General features: G+C 57.5%; 23 protein-coding genes and 1 tRNA gene. 12 read left to right on the top strand and 12 right to left on the bottom strand.

Annotated features, from left to right (window positions below):
* Positions 1 to 52: 52 nt before the first annotated feature.
* Positions 53 to 1,258: a bifunctional alpha/beta hydrolase/OsmC family protein gene (locus SLH47_RS07755; RefSeq protein WP_320238898.1), complete on the bottom strand. Its 1,206-nt coding sequence runs from the start codon at positions 1,256 to 1,258 to the stop codon at positions 53 to 55.
* Positions 1,259 to 1,352: 94 nt separating this feature from the next.
* On the opposite strand from SLH47_RS07755, the gene SLH47_RS07750 reads away from it, so the two are divergent.
* Complete coding sequence (locus tag SLH47_RS07750; RefSeq protein WP_320238897.1) at positions 1,353 to 2,234, top strand: endonuclease/exonuclease/phosphatase family protein; 882 nt, start codon at positions 1,353 to 1,355, stop codon at positions 2,232 to 2,234.
* Between the two features lie 5 nt (positions 2,235 to 2,239).
* Here the strand turns inward: SLH47_RS07750 and dddP are convergent, their stop codons facing one another.
* The 6 genes from dddP to SLH47_RS07720 form a co-directional block, all read right to left on the bottom strand.
* Positions 2,240 to 3,580: a dimethylsulfonioproprionate lyase DddP gene (gene dddP, locus SLH47_RS07745; RefSeq protein WP_320238896.1), complete on the bottom strand. Its 1,341-nt coding sequence runs from the start codon at positions 3,578 to 3,580 to the stop codon at positions 2,240 to 2,242.
* A 185-nt stretch (positions 3,581 to 3,765) separates the two neighbouring features.
* A complete protein-coding gene (locus SLH47_RS07740) occupies positions 3,766 to 4,626 on the bottom strand; it encodes a YadA C-terminal domain-containing protein (protein WP_320238895.1) in 861 nt (286 codons plus the stop codon).
* Positions 4,627 to 4,958: 332 nt separating this feature from the next.
* Positions 4,959 to 5,378, bottom strand: a complete 420-nt coding sequence (locus SLH47_RS07735) for a hypothetical protein (RefSeq protein ID WP_320238894.1) — start codon at positions 5,376 to 5,378, stop codon at positions 4,959 to 4,961.
* Complete coding sequence (locus tag SLH47_RS07730) at positions 5,378 to 5,743, bottom strand: hypothetical protein (protein WP_320238893.1); 366 nt, start codon at positions 5,741 to 5,743, stop codon at positions 5,378 to 5,380. Before SLH47_RS07730 ends, SLH47_RS07735 begins: the two co-directional genes overlap by 1 nt.
* Before the next feature lie 125 nt (positions 5,744 to 5,868).
* Positions 5,869 to 7,275: a type I glutamate--ammonia ligase gene (gene glnA, locus SLH47_RS07725; RefSeq protein WP_320238892.1), complete on the bottom strand. Its 1,407-nt coding sequence runs from the start codon at positions 7,273 to 7,275 to the stop codon at positions 5,869 to 5,871.
* Between the two features lie 31 nt (positions 7,276 to 7,306).
* Positions 7,307 to 7,645 carry a P-II family nitrogen regulator gene (locus SLH47_RS07720; RefSeq protein WP_320238891.1) on the bottom strand — a complete coding sequence of 113 codons (339 nt, stop codon included), beginning with the start codon at positions 7,643 to 7,645 and terminating at the stop codon, positions 7,307 to 7,309.
* A 175-nt stretch (positions 7,646 to 7,820) separates the two neighbouring features.
* On the opposite strand from SLH47_RS07720, the gene SLH47_RS07715 reads away from it, so the two are divergent.
* The 4 genes from SLH47_RS07715 to SLH47_RS07700 all read left to right on the top strand — a co-directional run bounded on the left by SLH47_RS07715 (position 7,821) and on the right by SLH47_RS07700 (position 11,787).
* The gene (locus SLH47_RS07715) at positions 7,821 to 9,434 is read left to right on the top strand and encodes an NAD(P)H-hydrate dehydratase (protein ID WP_320238890.1); all 1,614 of its coding nucleotides are present in this window, start codon (positions 7,821 to 7,823) and stop codon (positions 9,432 to 9,434) included.
* Between the two features lie 88 nt (positions 9,435 to 9,522).
* Positions 9,523 to 9,607: transfer RNA gene (locus SLH47_RS07710), tRNA-Leu, on the top strand.
* Between the two features lie 24 nt (positions 9,608 to 9,631).
* On the top strand, positions 9,632 to 10,963 hold the full coding sequence (gene tig / locus SLH47_RS07705; RefSeq protein ID WP_320238889.1) for a trigger factor: 1,332 nt from the start codon (positions 9,632 to 9,634) through the stop codon (positions 10,961 to 10,963).
* A gap of 320 nt (positions 10,964 to 11,283) precedes the next feature.
* Positions 11,284 to 11,787, top strand: coding sequence for a hypothetical protein (locus tag SLH47_RS07700; RefSeq protein ID WP_320238888.1), 504 nt, complete (start codon positions 11,284 to 11,286; stop codon positions 11,785 to 11,787).
* A gap of 85 nt (positions 11,788 to 11,872) precedes the next feature.
* Here SLH47_RS07700 and rplI read toward each other — a convergent pair whose 3' ends face one another.
* Genes rplI through rpsF form a run of 3 tightly spaced genes read right to left on the bottom strand, consistent with a single transcriptional unit; the run spans position 11,873 to position 13,132 of the window.
* Positions 11,873 to 12,514 carry a 50S ribosomal protein L9 gene (rplI, locus tag SLH47_RS07695; RefSeq protein WP_320238887.1) on the bottom strand — a complete coding sequence of 214 codons (642 nt, stop codon included), beginning with the start codon at positions 12,512 to 12,514 and terminating at the stop codon, positions 11,873 to 11,875.
* Positions 12,515 to 12,524: 10 nt separating this feature from the next.
* Positions 12,525 to 12,752, bottom strand: a complete 228-nt coding sequence (gene rpsR, locus SLH47_RS07690) for a 30S ribosomal protein S18 (protein WP_320238886.1) — start codon at positions 12,750 to 12,752, stop codon at positions 12,525 to 12,527.
* A 26-nt stretch (positions 12,753 to 12,778) separates the two neighbouring features.
* Positions 12,779 to 13,132, bottom strand: coding sequence for a 30S ribosomal protein S6 (gene rpsF / locus SLH47_RS07685; RefSeq protein WP_320238885.1), 354 nt, complete (start codon positions 13,130 to 13,132; stop codon positions 12,779 to 12,781).
* A gap of 262 nt (positions 13,133 to 13,394) precedes the next feature.
* Between rpsF and SLH47_RS07680 the strand changes: the two genes are divergently transcribed.
* Positions 13,395 to 13,982 (top strand): hypothetical protein, encoded by a 588-nt coding sequence (locus SLH47_RS07680; protein ID WP_320238884.1) that lies wholly within the window; start codon positions 13,395 to 13,397, stop codon positions 13,980 to 13,982.
* A 124-nt stretch (positions 13,983 to 14,106) separates the two neighbouring features.
* Positions 14,107 to 14,685, top strand: a complete 579-nt coding sequence (locus SLH47_RS07675) for a YceI family protein (protein ID WP_320238883.1) — start codon at positions 14,107 to 14,109, stop codon at positions 14,683 to 14,685.
* 55 nt (positions 14,686 to 14,740) lie between these two features.
* On the opposite strand, the gene SLH47_RS07670 is transcribed toward SLH47_RS07675, so the two are convergent.
* Positions 14,741 to 15,940: a cytochrome b/b6 domain-containing protein gene (locus SLH47_RS07670; protein WP_320238882.1), complete on the bottom strand. Its 1,200-nt coding sequence runs from the start codon at positions 15,938 to 15,940 to the stop codon at positions 14,741 to 14,743.
* Positions 15,941 to 16,110: 170 nt separating this feature from the next.
* On the opposite strand from SLH47_RS07670, the gene fabD reads away from it, so the two are divergent.
* The 3 genes from fabD (at position 16,111) to SLH47_RS07655 (ending at position 18,237) form a co-directional block, all read left to right on the top strand.
* Positions 16,111 to 17,055 carry an ACP S-malonyltransferase gene (fabD, locus tag SLH47_RS07665; protein WP_320238881.1) on the top strand — a complete coding sequence of 315 codons (945 nt, stop codon included), beginning with the start codon at positions 16,111 to 16,113 and terminating at the stop codon, positions 17,053 to 17,055.
* A gap of 15 nt (positions 17,056 to 17,070) precedes the next feature.
* Complete coding sequence (fabG, locus tag SLH47_RS07660; RefSeq protein ID WP_320238880.1) at positions 17,071 to 17,808, top strand: 3-oxoacyl-[acyl-carrier-protein] reductase; 738 nt, start codon at positions 17,071 to 17,073, stop codon at positions 17,806 to 17,808.
* Between the two features lie 195 nt (positions 17,809 to 18,003).
* Positions 18,004 to 18,237: an acyl carrier protein gene (locus tag SLH47_RS07655; protein ID WP_272146625.1), complete on the top strand. Its 234-nt coding sequence runs from the start codon at positions 18,004 to 18,006 to the stop codon at positions 18,235 to 18,237.
* Positions 18,238 to 18,253: 16 nt separating this feature from the next.
* Here SLH47_RS07655 and SLH47_RS07650 read toward each other — a convergent pair whose 3' ends face one another.
* On the bottom strand, positions 18,254 to 19,162 hold the full coding sequence (locus SLH47_RS07650; protein ID WP_320238879.1) for a hypothetical protein: 909 nt from the start codon (positions 19,160 to 19,162) through the stop codon (positions 18,254 to 18,256).
* Positions 19,163 to 19,324: 162 nt separating this feature from the next.
* Between SLH47_RS07650 and fabF the strand changes: the two genes are divergently transcribed.
* Entirely contained in the window at positions 19,325 to 20,584 is a 1,260-nt protein-coding gene (fabF, locus tag SLH47_RS07645) for a beta-ketoacyl-ACP synthase II (protein ID WP_320238878.1), read from the top strand.
* Positions 20,584 to 21,741 (top strand): endolytic transglycosylase MltG, encoded by a 1,158-nt coding sequence (mltG, locus tag SLH47_RS07640; RefSeq protein ID WP_320238877.1) that lies wholly within the window; start codon positions 20,584 to 20,586, stop codon positions 21,739 to 21,741. Before fabF ends, mltG begins: the two co-directional genes overlap by 1 nt.
* Positions 21,742 to 21,801: the final 60 nt, after the last annotated feature.

The raw sequence follows: 21,801 nt of genomic DNA, 5'->3' as shown, positions 1-21,801 counted from the left end.
TTGGCACAAATCAGCTATCTGAAAAGGCGCCGCAATCCGCAGCGCCTTTTTTTCATGCAAGCTCTGTGCTGATCTCAGAACTCCGCTCCAGCGTCTTATGCACGGGGCACTTGTCGGCAATCTCAAGCAGTCGTTCACGCTGCTCATCTGAGAGATCGCCCGTCAGATGGATCATCCGCTGAAAGCGATCGACTTTGGCACCGGGGTCAGCTGCATCGGCTCCGTGTTCCTTGGCGTGTGTGATATCCACGCTGACGTCGGTCAGCGGCCAGCCTTTGCGCCGCGCATACATCCGGATTGTCATGGATGTGCAGGCACCCAACCCGGCCGAAACTAGGCCGTAGGGTGTGAGCCCCTTGTTTGTGCCGCCGAATTTGGCGGGCTCATCAGCAAAGACATGATGCGGGCCGGACTGGATGTCTTGCAGAAAGCCGTTCGCATCGGCCTCCGTCACGCGCAAGACACCTTCGGGCACATCCGCAGGTTTAGGTGGCTCCGGCAGCTTGAGATATCGCTTCGACCAGGCGGCAATCACGTCGGCGGCATACTCCGCATCTGCAGGACGTGACACCAGATGATCGGCGTCGTCGAGTGTGACAAAGCTCTTTGGATGTTTGGCTGCCAGAAAGATGTCAGAGGCATTTTCAACGCCCACCGTTGCATCGCGTGGCGCATGCAGGACGAGCAGCGCTGCTTTCAATTTGGCAATTGAGGATGTCAACGCCGCCTCAGACACGTCATCCACAAAACCCTTGCCGATGCGGAAGGGGCGACCGCCAAGGCTGACCTCGGCCACGCCTTTGTCGACAATCTCTGGCAGCGCTTCGGAGAAATTGTGCGTCACGTGCCCTGGATCAAACGGCGCACCGATGGTGACAACGGCCTTGATGCTCTCCATCATCGGTGCGGCCTTCAGAACGGCTGCCCCGCCCAGCGAATGGCCGATGATCAGCGAAGGGGCCATGCCGCGCGCTTCAAGCGCCCGACAGGCGGCGATGAGGTCATCCACATTGGACGTGAAGCTGGTATTCTCGAACTCGCCTTCCGAATGTCCCAGCCCCGTGAAGTCAAACCGCAACACCGCAATCCCCATGGCCGAGAGGCGCGCGGCGATCCGGCGCGCGGCAGTGATATCTTTCGAGCACGTAAAGCAATGAGCGAATAGTGCGGTGGCCAGATGCGGGCCGTCCGGCATGTCGAGACGGGCGGCAAGGATGTCCCCCGCATGGCCCTGAAATGTCAGCTTTTCTGTCGGCATGGGATCGCCTTTCGCGTTGTCTGCACAAATTCTGCGCAAGACATGGGCAAGGGTTGCAAACGAAACAACTCTTCTTGCAGGCAATCGCGGCAAGGTGAGAGATGTTACTGAGATGAGATTCTTTCGGATTGGTTTGGGATTGGTGCTTGGATGCGCCGCTTTGGGCGTCTGGCTCGGCTTTGCAGGTAGGCTGCACCCGATAGGGGACAGCGTGTCGCTTTTCCGGATCGTCCTGGGGCTTGTCTGCCTACTGGGGTGCCTTTGGCAGATCGGTCTGATCTGGCGGGCCGCACTGGGGCTGACAGCCGCCGCTGCTTTGCTGACGACGTTGCCGCTGTTCTGGGGCAGCGGTGCTGACGGCGAACTCAGCGTCTATTCCAAGAACCTGTGGTATCGCAATGATCAGGTTGCAGCCGTTGCAGCCGATATGCGCGAAAGTGGGGCCGAGGTGATTGCCTTGCAGGAAGTGTCAGGCCGCAATCTGCCTTTGCTTGCGGCGCTGAGCGACACGCATCCGTTTCAGCATCTTTGCCGGTTTGCCGGGTGGAGCGGGGTTGCCGTGCTCTCTAAACATCCCATTACCGATCAGACCTGCTCGGATAGGCGTGGCATTGCGGTTGCCCGCATTGACCACGAGGGAGAATATGTTTGGGTCGGATCGGTCCATCTGAAATGGCCGTTTCCTTACGCCAACGCGCATTCGTCGCGCGCGGTCAAAGACGTCCTCAGCGGTCTTGACGGTCCGGTGGTGCTGGCCGGTGATTTCAACATTTTCCCATGGGCCAACAGTGTCAGGCAATTGCAACGGAGTGCCAATATGCAGGCCGCGCAACCGATCAGGCCGACCTTCTCGTTGCGGGGCACCCCGCTTTTTCTTGACCACGTTCATGCGCCTGGTGGCGGGTCCGCGACCTACCGTGACCTGCTTGGGTCTGACCACATGGGTGTGCTAGCGCAAGTAAGGCTCAGCCGGTAGTCGCGCTACAATCCCATCAAAGCCGGATCGTGCGGATACTTGGTGAGGTTTTCGTACCCGTCTTCGGTGATCAGGACCTGATCTTCCAGCTTGATCGAAAAATCGCCACCGTCGGGGCTGACCAAAGCCTCAACACAAAACACCATCCCGGCTTGCACTTCGTAGTCAAACGCGCCTTCGACCCAGTTGTCCGGATAGGCGATCAATGGCCATTCATCGCAAAGGCCCACGCCGTGCATCAGGCAGCCATATTTTAGCTTCTGATACTTGTCGGGAAGCACATGTGTATTGTGGGTCAGGTCGTTGAACGAGACGCCGGGTTTCAGCATTTCCATGTTCGCTTCGATATGCTCGACGCCAATTTTCATGGCCTCAATCATATCGGGCCGTGGTTTCCGATCGCCGATCCACCAGGTGCGGCTGATATCCACGCAGATGCCGTAGGACCCGACAAGATCGGTGTCGAAGGCCACGATTTCGTTGTTCTGGACGATGCGCGGCCCGCATTCCTGAAACCACGGATTCGTGCGCGGGCCGGATGTCAGAAGGCGGGTCTCGATCCATTCGCCGCCGCGCTTGATGTTTTCCGCATGCAGGACGGCCCAGATATCGTTTTCCGACATATTGCCCTGCGGCACGCCGCTGCGCGCGGCATCTTCCATCGCGTAACAGGCAGCTTCGCAGGCATGCGAGGCGCAGCGCATGGCGAGGATCTCATCCGGTCCTTTGATGCTGCGTGCTTTTTCGGTCAATTCCTCGCCGGGGAAGATCTCAAAAGCCGCAGCCTCCAACGCGCGCAACCCGTGCAGCATGGGTTTATCGGCCCCAAGCCGCATGATCCCGCCGCCATGTTCGGTGATGAGGTCCCGCACCTCGGTTGCAAAACGGGCGGCGGCGGCGTTTAGTCCATCGCCACGATCGAAATAGAACAGGTCCGCGCCGGTGCGTTGTTCGTCAACAAGCGGATTGAACTTGGTCAGGAACATGCCGTTCTTGTAGTCCCAGACCACCATATAGCCGTCCGCGCAGACCAGACAGGCGCGGAACGGATTATGGGTGTTCCAAAGCTGCATATTGGTGCTGTCAGTGGCGTAGCGGATGTTGAGCGGGTCGAAGAGGAGCACGCCCCCATAGCCACGGGCATTCACCGCATCCACCAGCCGCCGGTGGCGCCAGGCACGCATCGCAGGCAGGTTTGGCAGCGTCAACCCGGCCTCAGCCCATTCGCGAAAGGCAAGCTGCGTCGGCCCGATCTCAACCCGGTCCTGATTGTTGGGCGTGCCATCCCCCAATTCCGCACCACGTGTGGGGTCAATCTTGCGGGTGTCGCGATAATGGGTGTTCATGCCGAGCCCTCGTTACTGACGGGGAGGGTGGCAGAGCAGGGGCCCAAATTCTGGTAGAATTGCGACCTCTGGCGATGTGCGGCGCGGCATCAGGCGGCCAAACTCTCCCAGATCAAGGGCCAGATGCAAAGATGACGGACAATCGCCCGCCACCTGTTACTCGCGACTTGCCTAGTTTGCGGCACTTACCACTGGAATGAGATGCCGGCCTTGCCGCCTGTCGTCCCTTCGGCGCCCGCAATCCCGAAGTAGAGGACCGTGTTGCCTGTCGCCCCAATCCGGCCAGAGCCTGTGATGCCGAATGCGGCTTCACCATCATGGAAACCAGTGCCGATATTCATCCGAAAATCAGAACCCGGATCGGGTGCAAAAACCTCCATCGCGTTAGCCATGGCAAGCCCACGGTTCAGGTCCCTCCGAAGGTCAGAAATGTCCGCGGCGTTTTGAGCGATGCCGTCGGCATTGGCTGCGATGTTATTGGCGTTGGTCTGGATGTTGTCTGTATTGGTCTGAATATTCGTGGCATTCACCGCGATATTGTCTGTGTTCGTTTGGATGTTTGTGGTGTTTGTCGCGATGTTGTCCGTGTTCGTCTGAATGTTGTCCGCGTTGGTTTGAATGTTGGTAGCGTTCGTTGCGATATCATCCTCATTTTCTGTCACGCGCGTATCAAGATCGGTGATGTCGTTTGCGTTTTGCGCTATCGCGTCGTCTTGTGCCGCGTCCGTGATTGCCTGATCAGCAACCACATCAGCCAATGCCTGATCCTGTGCCGCGTCCGTGTTCGCCTGATCGGTAGCATTCTGGTTGATCAGATCGGTGTTATCGGAAATCGCCTGTTCGGCGGTGTTCAGATCATTCTGTATATCGTTCACAAAGTCCTCGACATCGGCCATGTCGTCGTCGTCACAAAGGTTCGTCGCGGTATCGGCGTTTGTGTTGCAGGTGATGTCCAGGCTTTGCGCGTGCGCGCTTTGTGGGACCGTAATGGCCAGGCTGGTGAAAGCGGCCAATCCGATTGCCGCAAGTCTTGTTTTGTCGATCATTCTTATCGCTCCAATAGGTTTGTGTTTGATCCTGCGGTGCCCGAGCGATTTCGTGCTCAACCTGCCGCCTCTAACGAATGGCGGTTTGTCTAGCGCGGCGAATTTCCATAAAAAAGCTTTTAAATACAAATAATTACGTTATCTTGATAACATGGTTCTGACCTCGGTTTTCACAACGGTTTTTGCCACGGGTCATTCCACGGTCCCTGGCTCAAACGTGTCATTGTCCGTGTGAAGGCCTGCGATCAGCGACGGCTTGGCCACGCCAACTGGGACGATTATCTGGGAATCATCCTGAGTTCCGCGCAGCGCCTGCGACTTTGTGGGAGCCGTCAGTTGATTTGCTGCATGGTTGTGGAGCCGAATATGGCTTGGATCGCTTCCACTTCATTGCTGAGATGAAAGATTAGGAAATAGAGCCCAAAGGCGACGACAATCTGACTTGCAATCCTGAAATAGCTGTGCCCACGTGCGCGTTCACCAATCAAGGCGGCCCTGATCTTGTGGTACAATAGAGCGGGGCCAAACAGGTTGGCGCTGAGCGGTGTTTCTTGCAGGGCCGCTTTTTCGGCATCCCGACCGATTTTTTCGCGGGCGCGCCGCTCTATCTCGTCACTGTCGCGGATTGGCCCGGCTTTGGCACCGGGTGGGACAGGCGGCTCATAGGGTTGCCGCCATGGCTTCTCGCTCTTCTTTGGGTCTGTGTCCTTATCGGCTTTGTGCCGCGTATCGAGCGGATGGTAATTGGCCATCAGAACAGAACCGTGACAAGGATGTATATCAGCGCAATCGACCAGGCCCATCCCAGACGGCGAAAGAGGTTCAAAACCAGCTGGAACGGCCAAGGGATAAGCAGGCGCATCGCCAGTGGCATTTGCTGCGGCTTTCGCGGTTTGGCGTCGACCGCTTTGCGGACAAAGGCCTCAAGCTCGCTCGTGTTCTTGCCGCCCCAGGGATTTGTGGGCTTGCTGGGTGCTGCACGCTGAACGGGCGTAGATGGCGTCTTGGGCGCTGCGATGTTGGATGCCGGCGTGGAATTGCTCTTCTTCTTGGACGACCCGGTATAGGCGGTCGAAGGGCCTTTGTAGCGGACGTCGATGGGGTGATACTTTGGCATGCGTTTCGGCTAGGGGAGAATTGGGGCGTTTTTGCGACCGCCATGGTGGTTTGCGCAACGTAAAGGCGCAAGACGCAAAAGGCGCCCTCGAAAGGACGCCTTCGAAGATCGGCAATGGGCCGAATTTAGCAGCTGTAGTAAAGCTTGTATTCCATTGGGTGAGGCGTGTGCTCGTAGGCATAAACCTCTTCCCATTTCAGCTCCATGTAGCCTTCCAGCTGGTCTTTGGTGAAGACGTCACCGGCCAGGAGGAATTCATGATCGGCTTCCAGTGCTTCCAGCGCCTCGCGCAGGGACGCGCAGACCGTTGGGATCTCAGCCAGCTCTTCCGGTGGCAGATCGTAAAGGTCCTTGTCCGAAGACGCGCCCGGATCGATCTTGTTCTTGATGCCGTCAAGGCCAGCCATCAGCAGGGCCGAGAAGCAGAGATATGGGTTCGCCGCCGGATCGGGGAAACGCGCCTCAACACGTTTCGCCTTGGGGCTTTCCGCCCATGGGATCCGGACGCAGCCTGAACGGTTGCGGGCAGAGTATGCGCGCAGCACAGGTGCTTCAAAGCCGGGGATCAGGCGCTTGTAGCTATTGGTGGAGGGGTTGGTGAAGGCGTTGAGCGCCTTGGCGTGTTTCAGGACCCCGCCAATGTAGTACAACGCTTCCTGGCTCAGGTCAGCGTATTTGTCGCCTGCGAAAAGGGGCTTGCCGTCCTTCCAGATCGACATGTTCACGTGCATGCCGGTGCCGTTGTCGCCAGCAATCGGCTTGGGCATGAAAGTGGCGGATTTGCCGTAAGCCTGTGCCACGTTGTGGATCACATACTTGTACTTCTGCAGCTCGTCCGCTTGCGTGGTCAGCGTGTTGAAGATCAGACCCAATTCGTGCTGGCACGACGCCACCTCGTGGTGGTGCTTGTCGACCTTCATGCCCATCCGCTTCATGGTGGAGAGCATTTCAGAGCGCATTTCCTGCGCGTCGTCGATGGGGTTCACTGGGAAGTAGCCGCCTTTGACGCCGGGGCGATGGCCCGTATTGCCCATCTCGTATTCAGTGTCGGTGTTCCAGGCACCGTCAAGCGCGTCCACCTGGTAGGACACTTTGTTCATCGACACGCTATAGCGCACGTCATCGAACACAAAGAATTCAGCCTCTGGTCCGAAATAGGCGGTGTCACCGATGCCGGTCGACTTCAGATAGGCCTCAGCCTTGACCGCGGTGCCGCGTGGGTCACGCGCATAAGCCTCGCCCGTGTCAGGCTCAACGATATTGCAGTGAATGCAGACGGTCTTTTCCGCATAGAAGGGATCGACATATGCGCTTTCAGACTGCGGCATCAGCTTCATGTCGGATTGATCGATGGACTTCCAACCAGCAATGGAAGACCCATCAAACATGAACCCTTCTTCAAGGAAGTCCTCATCGACCAGATCTGCCATCACTGTCACGTGCTGTAGCTTGCCGCGTGGATCAGTGAAGCGGATATCGACATAGTCGACTTCTTCATCCTTGATCAGTTTCAGAACAGCTTTGTTGTCCATCTATAACGTCCCTTTTTAGCAGATGTATGGATTAGAGCGCGTCGTCGCCGGTCTCACCGGTGCGAATGCGAATGGCGTGTTCGATAGGTGAGATGAAAATCTTGCCATCGCCGATTTTGTCGGTCTTGGCGGCGCCAATGATGGCGTCAACAGCCCCGTCGACTTGATCATCACCCAGCACGACCTCAATTTTTACTTTGGGTAGGAAATCGACCACGTATTCAGCGCCGCGATAAAGTTCTGTATGGCCTTTCTGGCGACCGAACCCTTTGACTTCAACCACCGACAGGCCCTGTACACCGACCTCCTGGAGCGCCTCTTTCACCTCATCAAGTTTGAACGGCTTGATGATCGCTTCGATTTTTTTCATGCGCCGGCGACTCCCCCTTTGGTGTTTCGGTAGTGGTCAGACCATTTCTCTTGCAGAGGGACAATTCGCGGGCGAACCTATCCCAAGGCCCGTTGGGGGAAAGCGTAGGGTTTGCGTAAATTTTGTGCAACTCGCTTTTCCGATGGGCGCTGTGCGAATTTGAGGTGCTGAAACCATGACCGAACTCCTGACGGCTGCCCAAATGCGCGCCATTGAGCAGGCTGCAATCGAGAGCGGAGAGGTGACCGGGCTGGAGCTGATGGAGCGCGCCGGGCAGGGGGTTGTGGATGCGATTTTTGAGGAATGGCCGGAGTTGAGCAAGGGCAAGCGTCGGTCAGTTGTGCTATGCGGGCCTGGGAATAATGGTGGTGACGGTTTTGTTGTTGCGCGGCTTTTGAAAGAGGCCGGGTGGGCTGTGGAGGTGTTTCTCTATGGCGATCCGGAAAAACTGCCTCCGGATGCGCGGATGAATTATGACCGGTGGTTGGAGATAGAGGATGTGGTTCGGCTCAAAGACGCTGCTTTCGACGGTGGCTTTGATGATGACGCTGCGCCAGACATTTACATTGATGCGCTCTTTGGAACGGGGCTCACGCGCGCATTTCTGGATCTTCCGAAGCTGCAAATGACCTTGAACACAGCACATTCATATTGGCTCTCACAAGGGAAGGGCGCGCGCGTCGTTGCAATCGATATTCCAAGCGGTCTTTGCGCTGATAGCGGGCGGTGGCTCGGCGACGATCAGCCATACGATTTCGCGGGGCTGGCGCATCTGACAGTTTCTTTCCACCGTCCCAAATCGGGGCATTTTCTGGCTGATGGACCATGGTCCTGTGGCAGCCTGCGGCACCGCGAAATTGGCTTGCCAGCCGCTTGGCGCGCCACACGACAATTGACTTGGAACGATATTGTTTTTGCTGCGGAACGACCTGAAGGGATCGACGTTTGGCATTTGTCCAAGAACAAGCTCTCAGGCAAGGCACACAAGTATTCGCACGGACACGCCCTCATCCTCTCTGGCGGCGTCGGCAAAGGCGGTGCTGCGCGTCTTGCCGCGCGTGGTGCGCTTCGGGTCGGGGCAGGAGCAGTGACCGTTGGCGCGCCGCTTGCGGCGCTGGCCGAGAATGCAGCGGAGCTGAATGCGATTATGCTGACCGCAGTGAAGGATGCAGATGGGCTGACTGGCATCTTAGAAGATGACCGCATCAATGCGCTCTGCATCGGTCCCGGTCTGGGCCGGAGCGAAGAAAGCGCGGGCCTCGTAGAGGCCGGCTTGATGAGCGGGCGGGCGATTGTTTTGGATGCGGATGCGTTGACGCTCATCGGACGCGATGCGTCTCTTTTCGCGGCGCTTCATGAGAAATGTGTGCTGACGCCCCATGCGGGGGAGTTTGCGCGGCTGTTTCCCGATATTGCTGAGACGCTGAACGCGCCCGCGACGACCGGCCCGGCTTACTCCAAAGTGGATGCGACTCGCGAGGCGGCAAAGCGCGCTGGCTGCGTGGTGCTGTTCAAAGGTCCGGATACGGTGATCGCAGACTCGTCCGGGCGATGTGCGATCAATGCGTCGGTTTATGAACGGGCAGCCCCGTGGCTCGCCACGGCGGGATCGGGAGACGTCTTGGCGGGGTTCATCACCGGCCTCCTCGCGCGCGGCTTTCACCCCATGCAGGCCGCCGAAACCGGCGCCTGGCTGCATACGGAATGCGCGCTAAGCTTTGGGCCGGGTCTGATCGCCGAGGACTTGCCCGAAGAACTCCCCAACGTCTTTCGTAAACTGGGGCTTTGAGCCGCATTTTCCGCTCGCATCGCCCAAAAACCTTTGCTAGAAGCCCCGCAACATCGGGGCAGGCGCAGGCTTGCCCCTTTTAGATCATGCGGGTGTGGCGAAATTGGTAGACGCACCAGATTTAGGTTCTGGCGCCGCGAGGCGTGGGGGTTCAAGTCCCTCCACCCGCACCAAAATAACGAAGGACGGATAGAGAAATGCAGGTCACCGAGACCCTGAACGAAGGCCTCAAGCGCGGTTACGCGATCACGGTCACTGCGGCAGAGCTTGATGCAAAGGTTGAAGAAAAGCTGAAAGAAGCCCAGCCGAATGTCGAGATGAAGGGCTTTCGGAAGGGCAAGGTGCCGATGGCGCTCTTGCGCAAGCAGTTTGGCCAGCGCCTGATGGGTGAATCGATGCAGGAAAGCATTGATGGCGCCGTTTCCAAGCATCTGGAAGAATCCGGTGACCGTCCTGCGGCGCAGCCTGAAATGAAGATGACCAATGAAGATTGGAAAGAAGGCGATGACGTGAATGTCGAGGTCTCTTACGAGAAGCTGCCGGACATCGCCGAGGTCGACTTTTCCAAGATCAAGCTTGAGCGGATGGTCGTGAAAGCGGACGAGGATTCCGTTAAAGAGGCGTTGGATAACCTCGCCGAAAGCCCGCAGGCCGTTACATACGAGACCAAGAAGGGTGCCGCCAAGAAAGACGACCAAGTCGTACTTGATTTCGTGGGTAAGGTTGATGGTGAGGCTTTTGAAGGTGGCTCTGCGGAGGACTATCCGCTGGTTCTGGGGTCAAACTCGTTCATTCCCGGTTTTGAAGATGGCCTTCTGAAGGTCAAAGCGGGCGACGAAAAGGACGTTGAGGTCACCTTCCCCGAAGACTACCAGGCCGAAAACCTCGCCGGGAAAAACGCCGTCTTCTCTTGCACGATCAAAGAAGTCAAAGGCCCCAAGAAACCGAAGATCGATGATGAACTGGCAAAGAAGTTTGGTGCCGATGATCTTGAAGCGCTGAAGACGCAGATCACTGAGCGGCTGGAAGCGGAATATACGGGCGCATCGCGTGCCGTGGCCAAGCGGGCGCTGCTCGATACGCTCGATGCGGAAGTGGCCTTTGACCTGCCGCAATCACTGGTCGATGCGGAATCCAAGCAGATCGCACATCAGCTCTGGCACGAGGAAAACCCTGATGTTGAGGGCCACGATCATCCAGAAATCGAAGCGACCGATGAGCATGTGAAACTCGCCGAACGGCGCGTGAAACTGGGCCTTCTTTTGGCGGATATCGGTCAGAAGGCCGAGGTCAAAGTGACTGATCAGGAGATGACCCAGGCCATCATGAACCAGGCGCGGCAATATCCGGGGCAAGAGCGTCAGTTCTTTGAGTTCGTGCAGCAAAATGCGCAGTTCCGTCAGCAACTGCAGGCACCACTTTTTGAAGACAAGGTGGTCGACCACATTTTTGAGATGGCCGATGTCGCTGAAAAGGACGTCAGCAAAGAGGATCTGGAAAAAGCTGTCGAGAAGCTTGAAGAAGAATAAAGCTGTTTCAAAATCGGCAACAAAGGGCACCTTTCGAGGTGCCCTTTGTTTTTCGGGATGGAACGGATACGCAATCGGTAACGCGAAGACGACGAACGGGTTTTCGCCTCTGGGTGGGTCGGCCCGCCTGAATAATGGCGGGCCTTTGCCACTCTGTAGATTAATTAACTTGGTCTTTTGTCCTCGAAATACTGAGGCGCTGTGTACTAAGAATGTCCACAAGTTACCGCAAGGTTAACGAATCCACTGTGCGGATTGTCACAAACAGCCAAAAAAGTGCGCTGACTTGCAAAGCAGACTGTGCGACGTAAGTCCTTTTAATGGACCATATTCCTGAAATTGCGTTGTCCGTTCGCCAGCCTTGGGCGTGGGCGATCGTTGCCGGTTACAAGAAGATTGAAAACCGATCTGCAGGGGGGATCCGGGCGGGTGGGATGACGTGTCGGCGCATCGCGCTGCATGCGGCGACGGGCATGAAACAGGACGAATATGAGTGGGGTGCCTGGAGGCTCGACAAGCATGGCGTGCTTTGTCCGCGCCCGGAAAAGTTGATCCGCGGTGCAATTGTTGGCGCAGTCGATGTGGTTGATATCGTCTCAGAATCCGACAGCGAATGGTTTGGCGGGCAGATGGGTTTGGTGCTGGAGAATGCTGTGATGTGCAATCCGATCCCGGCAAAGGGGGCCTTGGGGTACTTCGCATGGGAAAGGGCCGAAGATTTTGCGCCTGTGAAACCCTGGATGGTGAAATGGGGCGGTGATGCCCCGACGCTGTTTGATGATCTTGCCCCGTCTTGGGAGAGGGTGCCGAAGCGACCATTCTAAAGCGGCGCGACATCGGTTCACAGCGCCTGTACAAAAAAGGCCGCCCTCTGCCGGGCGGCCCTGCTTTTATAACGGTGTTAGACGATTAGTCTTCGTCGTCTGTCTGTTCAGCTGTCTCGTCCGATGGCGTTTCAACGCCAGCGGCCTCGGCCAGGTCCGCATCGTCAGAGGCGGCCGCACCGATATCGTCAAAGAGTTCCTGAATTTCGAACTCTGCAGCAGCTTCCTCTTCGGCAGCCAGTTCAGCAATAGATTTGCCAGCTTCTTGCAGTTCCGCCTCTTCAACCGAGCGTGCGACGTTCAGTGTGATCGTCGCCTCGACCTCTGGGTGCAGGTTGATCGTGACGTCATGAAGGCCCAGTTCCTTGATCGGGCCGGTCAGGACAACTTGCTTTTTGTCGATCGAAAAGCCTGCTTCGGTTGCGGCTTCGGCGGCGTCACGGGTGGTGACGGAGCCATAAAGCGACCCGGCGTCAGATGCCGAGCGAATCACGATGAACTTTTGACCATCGAGTTTGGCGGCCAGTGCGTCGGCTTCTTTCTTGGTCTCCAGATTGCGGGCTTCCATCTGCGCTTTCTCAGCTTCGAACCGCGCCATGTTGGCGGCGTTCACGCGGAGCGCTTTGCCCTGTGGCAAGAGGTAGTTGCGTGCGTAGCCTTCCTTGACCGACACAACTTCGCCCATCTGGCCCAGCTTCGCGACGCGTTCCAGTAGAATGATATCCATGGGATGTTCCTTACTTTACGGCGTAGGGCAACAGGGCGAGGAACCGGGCACGCTTGATCGCCTGGGCGAGCTTGCGCTGGTTCTTGGCACCAACTGCGGTGATACGGGCGGGGACGATCTTGCCACGCTCTGAGATATAGCGCTGCAGCAGTTTCGTGTCTTTATAGTCGATCTTGGGGGCGTTATCGCCTTCAAACGGATCAGACTTGCGACGGCGGAAAAATGGTTTCGTTGCCATGGTTTATGGTCCTTTCCTGATCTGACTTAACGGCGCTCGCGACGGCTGTCGCGGTCTTCACGCTTCTGCATCTGAATGGAAGGGCCTTCTTCGTGGGCGTCGACCTTGATGGTCAGCACGCGCATCACGTCTTCATGCAGACGCATCAGGCGCTCCATTTCCTGCACGGCAGGGGCAGGTGCATCGGTCCGCATAAAGGCATAATGCCCTTTGCGGTTCTTGTTGATCTTGTAGGCCATGGTCTTCACGCCCCAATATTCGTTCTCCAGCATCTTGCCGCCATTGTCGGCAAGAACGGTTCCGAAATGTTCGATGAGGCCTTCAGCTTGCGTGTTGGACAGGTCCTGACGCGCAATCATGACATGCTCGTATAGCGGCATGTTAACTCCAGTTCATATATCGGCGCATTTCAAAGGATGGGCGGTTGACCCGGGGCGTCCCATCCACGAGAGACTGCGCAGTTCATCAGATTGCCCGCGGGATGCGGCCTTATACATAGACTGCATATTCTTGCAAGCCTTGCCGCTGCTGCGCGTGAGTCTGTTTGGCAACAATCCGAAATTTCTTAACGCTGCCTTGAGGTTGCCCATATATTGCCGGGTTTATTGTGCAAGAAAACAGCATCGAGCAAGGAGAATGCACATGGCCGACATGCAAGCATCAGTGGTGGGGTTCCAGGATCAACTCGCCAAGCCGTCAAGCTTTTCAGTCGAAGATACCTTTTGGGGATACATCGTACGTTCGGGCAAGGGCCCATCGCTGGGTGTGGCGATTGCGCAGGCCGTGAGCTTCTTTTTTGGCGTATGTCTGCTGACCGCTGCCGCGGGCATTCTGATACTGCCGGCACTGTTTTTTGACGGTGGCATTGGCACGATGCGCCTTGGCGCTGCCGCGATGTTTGGCGGGTTTGCCGCATATCTTTTGTGGTTTGCAAGCCGTGGCACACAGGCCGAGGTGCACGTTGATACCAGCGTCGGCGAACTGCGTGAGGTGATCTGCAATCGTGCGGGAAAACCAACGACGGTGGGGTCTTACGGGTTCGACACGATCAGCGGCGTCCACCTTGATACTGACGAGGCCAGCAACAAGGCTGTGCTGTCCTTGCGGTATCGCAACACATCGCAAAGCGTGATGGTTGCTGAAGGGACCGAAGCACAGCTGGTCGGCCTGCGCGACCGTTTGGCAAGTGACCTGATGGTGACGCCAACGACGACAGAGCACGCGGCCTGAGCACTCGCTGAGTTGCGGCGCCTCTGTGGCGTTGAACAGAATTTGTTCAGAATTGTAGAGTTGCGCAATTTGTCGCAGCGCTATTTGTGTGGGTTACGATTGCAACTCACGCAAGGAGCTCACAATGAACTACGCACGCGCCGCAGCCGTTTTGGCCGCAACAGCACTGGCAACGCCAGCATTGGCCACGGCAGAAGATTACATCCTGGATGCCAGCCATAGCCAGATTCTGTTTACCTATGACCACCTTGGTTACTCGACCACTTACAACATGTTCTCTGGTTTCGAGGGTGAGATTTCATTCAACCAAGAGGATCCTGCCGCATCTTCGGTCTCCGTATCTTTCCCAGTTCGTACAATGTTCACCGGGTGGGAAGCACGGTTTGATCATTTCATGGGTGACGATTTCTTTGCCGCCGCCGAAGACGAGATGGTCACCTTTCAGTCGACGTCGATCGAAGTGACCGGCGAAGATACAGCGCTGATCACGGGTGACTTGACGCTGAATGGCGTGACGCAATCCGTCGTTCTGGACACAAAGCTGAACCAGGTCGGCATGCATCCGATGGCCGAGAAACCTTGGGCAGGCTTCGACGCAACGACAACACTGCTTCGCTCTGATTTCAATGTTGGCGCATTTGCCCCGTTCGTCAGTGACGAGGTCGAGGTGCAGATCTCCATCGAAGCGATGCAGGCTGAGTAAGCCGACAACAGGATAGTCTGAAGGGGCGGTTGCGGCAGCAGCCGCCCCTTTTTCTTTACTCTGCGGCGCGCGTGGCGGTCAGATTGATACTGATCCCAACGCCAAATCCAAGATTGGATTCGTCCGTCACGCCGTTGCCAATGGCAAAGTCGCGACGGTCAAGCGCAACAATACCTGCCATGACCGCTGTGCCGCCTTCCAACGTGAGCTTAAAGGGCAGGGTGACAGGCACGGTGCTGTCTTTGATGGTCAGCGTACCGTCCGCCACATAGTCGGTATCACCGCGCGTGATTTCTGCGGTGAAGGTCGCGGTGGGAAAGGCCTCGACGTTGAAAAAGTCCGCGCCCATGGCCTGCCCGGTGACGGAGCCAAGCTCAAGCGATCCGATGGCGATGGTTGTCGTGACATCTCCCAAAACACCTTCGGCTTCCGGGTCAAAGGTGATGGCCGATGTCCATTCATTGAAGTCGCCGGTCACCTGGCTGCCAAACTGGGTCACTGTGATTTCGAGACTGCCGTCGGTGACCCGCCAATCGGATGAGACCTCCTCGAGTGCCACGGCGGCATCGACGGTTTCATGATGTGTGTAAAGGCCAGCCATGGCGCCGCCGCCGGTGGCAAGCGCATAGATCGTCACGGCGGTAATGGGCGCGGTGAGTGACTTTGGGTTGGCAGGCACGTCCGGAGCTTCAGTGTTGCCGAACCACATCCGCCGCATGGTCGCGTCTTTATCGACGATCTGGTGTTTCAGTGCGCCTGCGATATGCAGCAGGATCGCGCCCACCATGATCTTGCTCCAGACCCAATGCAGCCCGGCGAACAGCTCAGAGACGCCTTCATCCTTGGGCACAAGCGGCAGACCCTGGCCGATTGGCAACAGGATCGGAGCAAAACCGGCGGACGCGGCATGGTGTATCCATCCGGTGAGTGGCACCGCCACCAGTGAGATGTAAAGGAGCCAATGCACCATCTCGGCAAGTTTCGTCTCTAACGTCCGTTCCGGGTGTAGCGAGCCGGGCTTGGGCTGACCCAATGCCCACAGGATTCTTGCCAGGGCGACAGCAAAAACCAGAACGCCAAGCGTTTTGTGGAAAGAGAAAAGCTGTGCCTTGAAGGCGAGCTGATCGTTTGTTTCATAAGGCAGTCGGTTCGCCACCGCCCCCAGAATGATCGCGGTGATGATCAGAAGTGCGGTAAGCCAGTGAAAGGTTTTGGTCACCGTACCATATGTCGTGGTGCTGTTTGTCGCTGCCATCGTCTGCTCCGATATCTGAGTTCAAGGCTAACTCTCTTACGATACGAAGCAAGCCTCAGCTTTATTCGCACAGGCACAGAGATTGTGCAGATATGAAAAATGCGCAGCTTGCTTGTCGCGGGCTTGCGTCCGCGTTAAGCGAGAGCAAGCAACGAAGAAGTGGGGGACAGATGCGGGCATTCGTATTTCCGGGACAGGGTGCACAGGCAATTGGCATGGGCAAAGCATTGGCCGACGCCTATCCAGCAGCGAAAGCTGTGTTCGATGAAGTGGATGATGCGCTGGGAGAGCCGCTGTCAAAGCTGATCTGGGAGGGCGAACTGGCCGATCTGACGCTGACGGCGAATGCGCAGCCAGCATTGATGGCAACGTCGTTGGCGGTCATGCGGGCGCTTGATGCCGAAGGGGTCAAGGTGACATCTGCATCTTTTGTCGCGGGCCATTCGTTGGGGGAATACTCCGCGCTGGCCGCTGCCGGTGCGCTGAGCGTTGCAGATACTGCGCGTTTATTGCGGGCACGCGGCACAGCAATGCAAGAGGCCGTGCCGGTTGGCGTCGGGGCCATGGCGGCCTTGCTTGGGCTTGATTTTGAGACCGTGCGCAACGTGGCGGACGAGGCTGCGCAAGGCGAGGTCTGTGAGGCCGCGAATGACAATGATCCGGCACAAGTCGTCGTTTCAGGTCATAAGGCTGCGGTTGAACGCGCGGTGGAGATCGCCAAGGCAAAGGGTGCCAAGCGCGCGGTCTTGCTGCCAGTGAGTGCTCCGTTTCATTGCAGCCTGATGGCACCGGCTGCGGAGGTCATGGCGACAGCACTTGAGGCGGTCGCGATTTCGGAGCCTGCGGTGCCGGTTGTGTCCAATGTCAAAGCCGAAGGTGTAACGGATCCCGATGAGATCCGCGCGCTGTTGATCCAGCAGATCACAGGCTCTGTCCGGTGGCGCGAATCCGTGGCCTATATGGCCGCGCAAGGCGTGACGGATGTCTTTGAGATCGGGGCGGGCAAGGCGCTGTCGGGCATGGTGAAACGTGTTGATCGTGCGTTGACAGCGACGGCCGTAAGCACACCGGAGGACGTGCAGGCGATGGCCGCAAAGATCAAGGAAGAGACTTAGAGGAAGGGCAGGGACATGTTTGATCTGACAGGAAAGAATGCGCTGATCACGGGCGCCTCTGGCGGTATTGGCGGGGCGATTGCGAAGGCTGTGCATGATGCCGGGGCGGTGGTGGCCTTGTCCGGAACACGGGTTGAGCCGCTTGAGGAACTCGCCGCCAGTCTGGGTGAGCGTGCGCATGTCCTGCCCTGCAATCTGAGCGATGCAGAGGCGGTGAATGCGCTGCCGAAACAGGCGGCAGACGCCATGGGATCCGTCGATGTATTGGTGAATAATGCAGGTATTACCCGCGACAACATCTTTATGCGCATGTCGGACGAGGAATGGGCGAGCGTGTTGGAGGTTAACCTGACCTCGACCATGCGTCTCTGCAAAGGTGTGATCCGCGGGATGATGAAATCGCGTTGGGGGCGCATCGTCAATATCTCGTCGGTTGTGGGGGCGACAGGCAATCCCGGCCAGGCGAATTATGCGGCGTCAAAAGCGGGGATGGTCGGCATGTCGAAATCGATCGCCTATGAGGTGGCGAGCCGGGGCATCACGGTCAATTGCGTGGCGCCCGGCTTTATCACCACAGCCATGACCGACAAGCTGACCGAGGATCAGAAGGCGGGAATTCTGGCGCAGGTTCCGGCTGGCCGAATGGGCGATGCGGATGAGATCGCCGCGGCGGTCTTGTACCTTTCCAGCACGGAAGCAGCTTATGTTACCGGTACCACCTTGCATGTGAATGGTGGCATGGCCATGTTCTAAAACTGCGGTGTGAAACCGTTTGCCTATGTGGAATTCTCTGTTATAGGCCACGCAGATTTGCCGGAACGCGGTTGTGACGCGGCGTCACACGCAATAAGCGCAGATTGGCAAAAGCCCCGGATCAGCGGGCGTGAAGAACGGGCATGCGCCCAAGGTTAAATCGGGCTTGAGCCCAGAAAGACATGAGGAATTGATATGAGCGACGTTGCAGACCGCGTGCGCAAGATTGTTGTTGAGCATCTTGGTGTTGAAGAAGACAAAGTGACGGAAGCTGCGTCTTTCATTGATGATCTGGGCGCTGACAGCCTGGATACTGTTGAACTGGTCATGGCGTTTGAAGAGGAATTCGGCATCGAGATTCCTGATGACGCCGCCGAGACCATTCAGACATTCGGTGATGCAGTCAAATTCATCGACGGCGCACAGTAAGCGTCCGATATTTTGACTAGGCGGCGTCCAATTGGGCGCCGCTTTGCTTTTGTGGTGTGGCGCCCTTTTTTGTACGCACTTCCTGGACCACATCTAGGCTGACGCTGCGCTTGAATTGCACGCCGGCATAATGTGCATTCGTCCACATCACGCTGGCTGAAACCCAATCATCACCAATCAAGACGTCGAGCGCCGTGCCTTTTGAGGGTGGCACATTCTGGCCATGGCGCAGTTTGGTGCCGTAGCAGTTGATGTCGATCAGTCGTCCGGGTCGTGTTGCATTGGCGAGCCGATAGGCCGTCTTGTACGTCACTGCATGACGTTTCGCGCGGCGTTTCCGGCGTACCGAAAAGCGGTGCCAAAGCCGGATGATGACAAGGGTGCTGAGGCCAATGCTTGTGAAGAGAAACAGGTTGGTCCAACTGATGAGTTGCTGGGCGGCTTCGCGGATGATCTCGACGGCATCATCATCAGAGGTGTCGGTGATTGCGACAGCGGCGGCATCTTCGGCTGCCGCAATCTCTTCTGCGGTGCAGCGTAGATCGACCAGATACGAGCGCACATTGGCAAGGTTGGTGCGCACGCGTGACGTGAAATGCGGCGCGACACTGTTGGGGTCATCGAGGCTGGCCAGTTCCAGCAATGCGCGTGTGTTTTGCAGAAAGCGCGTGAAAGTGTTTCCCTTGATAGCCAGCGTGTTGCTTTCGACCGCCTCAAGCGCCGCTCGGTCGCTGATATCGCTGACCGTTTTGCGCAGCATGCGGATGTCATCGACAAACATTACTGAGTCTGGATTTCTAGCGAGACGGGTCTGGATGTCGTGCAAACGGTCAATGTCGGCGATGACAAGGCAACCTTGTGAGACCGACTGCGCTTGCGCGCCGGTGGCCAGGCAAATCGCAAAGGCGCAGGCCAGCAGGCGCACTCGACATCCCTTCTTTCACTTGGACCTGATGATAAGCGCGCGCCGCTTAAGCATTCGTGAAGTGGCGTTAGGTTGCCGATGTCAGCGTATTGGCTGCCCTTGCTCCTTCCTGCGGGCCTGGGGTATCAGTAGTCCAAATACGCCAAGAGGTGAGGGCAGGAAATGCGTCGCGTTGTAGTCACAGGCCTGGGGTTGGTCACACCCCTGGCGGATGGTGTTGAGCATAGCTGGAGCCGCATTTTGGATGGGCAGTCCGGCGCTGGGCCGATTACGGGGTTTGATCCCAGTAGATTGACGACGCAATACGCCTGCGAGGTCCCGCGCGGCGATGGCAGTGATGGTACGTTCAATGCTGACGCCTATCTGGACCCGAAAGAGCAGCGCAAGGTGGATACGTTTATCTTGTTCGGCATGGCTGCCGCGCAGCAGGCCATCAAGGATGCCGGTTGGCAACCAGAGGATCGCGAGGCGCAGGATCGCACAGGCGTGCTGATCGGGTCGGGGATTGGCGGTTTGAACTCAATCGCCAACACATCGATCATGATGGCCGAGAAGGGGCCACGGCGGGTGTCGCCGTTCTTTGTGCCGGGTGCTTTGATAAATTTGATTTCCGGTCAGGTGTCGATCAAATACGGGTTTCGGGGGCCGAACCATTCGGTTGTCACGGCATGTTCAACCGGCGCGCATGCGATTGGCGATGCGTCGCGATTGATCCAGTATGGCGATGCGGATGTGATGGTCGCAGGTGGTGCGGAGGCTGCGATTTGCGAGGTGGGGATTGCTGGTTTCAATGCTTGTAAGGCGTTGAGCACGAAGCATAATGATGATCCGACAAAAGCGAGCCGCCCTTGGGATGAGGACCGTGATGGCTTTGTGATGGGCGAGGGTGCGGGCATTGTCGTGCTGGAAGAATACGAACATGCCAAGGCGCGTGGCGCGAAGATCTATGCCGAGGTGCTGGGCTACGGGCTGAGCGGGGATGCGCATCATATTACCGCGCCGCCGCCGGATCACGAAGGGGCCGAACGTGCGATGCGCGCTGCCTGCCGCAATGCGGGTATTGAGCCTTCGAGCATTGATTATGTGAATGCCCATGGCACATCGACCATGGCCGACACGATTGAGCTGGGCGCTGTTGAGCGGCTGGTGGGCGACGCTGCGGCAAGTTTGGCCATGTCGTCAACGAAGTCCGCGACGGGGCATTTGCTGGGCGCGGCGGGCGCGATTGAGGCGATCTTTTCGATCCTAGCGATCCGCGATCAGGTGGCGCCGCCAACGATCAACCTCGACAATCCTGCGGCTGAGACCAAGGTGGATCTTTGTGCCAATGAAAAGCGTCGTCGGAAGATTGATATCGCGCTTTCGAACTCATTTGGCTTCGGTGGGACCAATGCGAGCGTCATCTTTGGGAAGACCGACTGATGTGGCGCCATATCGCATCCAACGCGATGACGTTTCTGATCGTGGCGCTGTTTCTGATGGTCGGTGCCGTAGCTTGGGGCACGCGTGAATATAGCGCGCCGGGGCCATTGGAGGCGGCGATCTGTCTTGAAGTGCCAAGTGGGGGGACATTTGGGCGGCTCAGCAATGATCTGATCGAAGAAGGTGCCATCACGTCGGCGTTCATTTTTGAGACGGGTGCCGACTACACCGACAAAGCTGGCGATTTGAAGGCGGGGCGTTTCCGCGTGCCGGAAAGCGCGTCGATGGAGGAGATTGTCGATATCGTCACGCGTGGCGGGCGGAATACGTGCGGCACGGAAGTGATCTACCGGGTCGGCATTACGCGGACACTGGTGGATGTGCGCGAGCTTGATCCGGCCACGAACCAGTTTCGCGAGATCGTGAGCTTTGACGTCGCGGATGAAGAAATCCCTGCAGAATATACCGAAGTGCGTGGTGACAATGGCGCAAGTTACCGTATCGTGGTGGCTGAGGGTGCGACAAGCTGGCAGGTAGCGAATGCGCTAAGTCAGCTCGACGTTTTGCGCCCGGACGTGACCGATACACCGTCTGAAGGGTTCCTCGCACCTGGTGACTATGATGTGAGCGCAGGGGATGCTGTATCCGCTGTGGTTGAGCGGATGCGTGAGCGGCAGGAGGAGAACCTGCGCACGGCCTGGCAGAACCGGGCGGATGGATTGCCGCTGGCCTCAGCCGACGAGGCGCTGGTACTGGCCAGTATCATCGAGAAGGAGACGAGCGTTCCGGATGAGCGGCGGCAGGTGGCGAGCGTCTTTGTGAACCGCCTGAACCGGGGCATGCGGTTGCAGACGGACCCGACGGTGATCTATGGGATCACGCGGGGAGAGGGCGTGTTGGGGCGTGGCTTGCGGCAAAGTGAGCTAAGGGCGGCAACACCCTGGAATACATACGTTATTGAGGGATTGCCGCCGACACCAATTGCTAATCCGGGTCGGGCAAGCATCGAAGCGGCGCTGAACCCTGATACGACTGATTACATCTTCTTTGTGGCTGATGGCACTGGCGGGCACGCATTCGCGACCAATCTCGATGACCACAACCGCAACGTCGCACGCTGGCGCGAGATCGAAGCGCAGAGGGCGAATGACGGTTAACCTCTTGTCGTGGTTAACAAAGTCTTGATGTAGCGTGCGGATCGCAACCCCGGATTGATT

Source organism: Cognatiyoonia sp. IB215182, from assembly GCF_033963905.1.
Taxonomy (GTDB): domain Bacteria; phylum Pseudomonadota; class Alphaproteobacteria; order Rhodobacterales; family Rhodobacteraceae; genus Yoonia.
Note: the sequence above shows the minus strand (reverse complement) of the source record. Positions and strands in the feature narration are given on the sequence as shown.

Bases quoted from the DNA above. Each gene is read 5' to 3' on its own strand.
- SLH47_RS07755 (WP_320238898.1), bottom strand. From the start codon at position 1,258: ATGCCGACAGAAAAGCTGACATTTCAGGGCCATGCGGGGGACATCCTT.
- dddP (WP_320238896.1), bottom strand. From the start codon at position 3,580: ATGAACACCCATTATCGCGACACCCGCAAGATTGACCCCACACGTGGT.
- SLH47_RS07740 (WP_320238895.1), bottom strand. From the start codon at position 4,626: ATGATCGACAAAACAAGACTTGCGGCAATCGGATTGGCCGCTTTCACC.
- SLH47_RS07735 (WP_320238894.1), bottom strand. From the start codon at position 5,378: ATGGCCAATTACCATCCGCTCGATACGCGGCACAAAGCCGATAAGGAC.
- SLH47_RS07730 (WP_320238893.1), bottom strand. From the start codon at position 5,743: ATGCCAAAGTATCACCCCATCGACGTCCGCTACAAAGGCCCTTCGACC.
- glnA (WP_320238892.1), bottom strand. From the start codon at position 7,275: ATGGACAACAAAGCTGTTCTGAAACTGATCAAGGATGAAGAAGTCGAC.
- SLH47_RS07720 (WP_320238891.1), bottom strand. From the start codon at position 7,645: ATGAAAAAAATCGAAGCGATCATCAAGCCGTTCAAACTTGATGAGGTG.
- SLH47_RS07715 (WP_320238890.1), top strand. From the start codon at position 7,821: ATGACCGAACTCCTGACGGCTGCCCAAATGCGCGCCATTGAGCAGGCT.
- tig (WP_320238889.1), top strand. From the start codon at position 9,632: ATGCAGGTCACCGAGACCCTGAACGAAGGCCTCAAGCGCGGTTACGCG.
- SLH47_RS07700 (WP_320238888.1), top strand. From the start codon at position 11,284: ATGGACCATATTCCTGAAATTGCGTTGTCCGTTCGCCAGCCTTGGGCG.
- rplI (WP_320238887.1), bottom strand. From the start codon at position 12,514: ATGGATATCATTCTACTGGAACGCGTCGCGAAGCTGGGCCAGATGGGC.
- rpsR (WP_320238886.1), bottom strand. From the start codon at position 12,752: ATGGCAACGAAACCATTTTTCCGCCGTCGCAAGTCTGATCCGTTTGAA.
- rpsF (WP_320238885.1), bottom strand. From the start codon at position 13,132: ATGCCGCTATACGAGCATGTCATGATTGCGCGTCAGGACCTGTCCAAC.
- SLH47_RS07680 (WP_320238884.1), top strand. From the start codon at position 13,395: ATGGCCGACATGCAAGCATCAGTGGTGGGGTTCCAGGATCAACTCGCC.
- SLH47_RS07675 (WP_320238883.1), top strand. From the start codon at position 14,107: ATGAACTACGCACGCGCCGCAGCCGTTTTGGCCGCAACAGCACTGGCA.
- SLH47_RS07670 (WP_320238882.1), bottom strand. From the start codon at position 15,940: ATGGCAGCGACAAACAGCACCACGACATATGGTACGGTGACCAAAACC.
- fabD (WP_320238881.1), top strand. From the start codon at position 16,111: ATGCGGGCATTCGTATTTCCGGGACAGGGTGCACAGGCAATTGGCATG.
- fabG (WP_320238880.1), top strand. From the start codon at position 17,071: ATGTTTGATCTGACAGGAAAGAATGCGCTGATCACGGGCGCCTCTGGC.
- SLH47_RS07655 (WP_272146625.1), top strand. From the start codon at position 18,004: ATGAGCGACGTTGCAGACCGCGTGCGCAAGATTGTTGTTGAGCATCTT.
- fabF (WP_320238878.1), top strand. From the start codon at position 19,325: ATGCGTCGCGTTGTAGTCACAGGCCTGGGGTTGGTCACACCCCTGGCG.
- mltG (WP_320238877.1), top strand. From the start codon at position 20,584: ATGTGGCGCCATATCGCATCCAACGCGATGACGTTTCTGATCGTGGCG.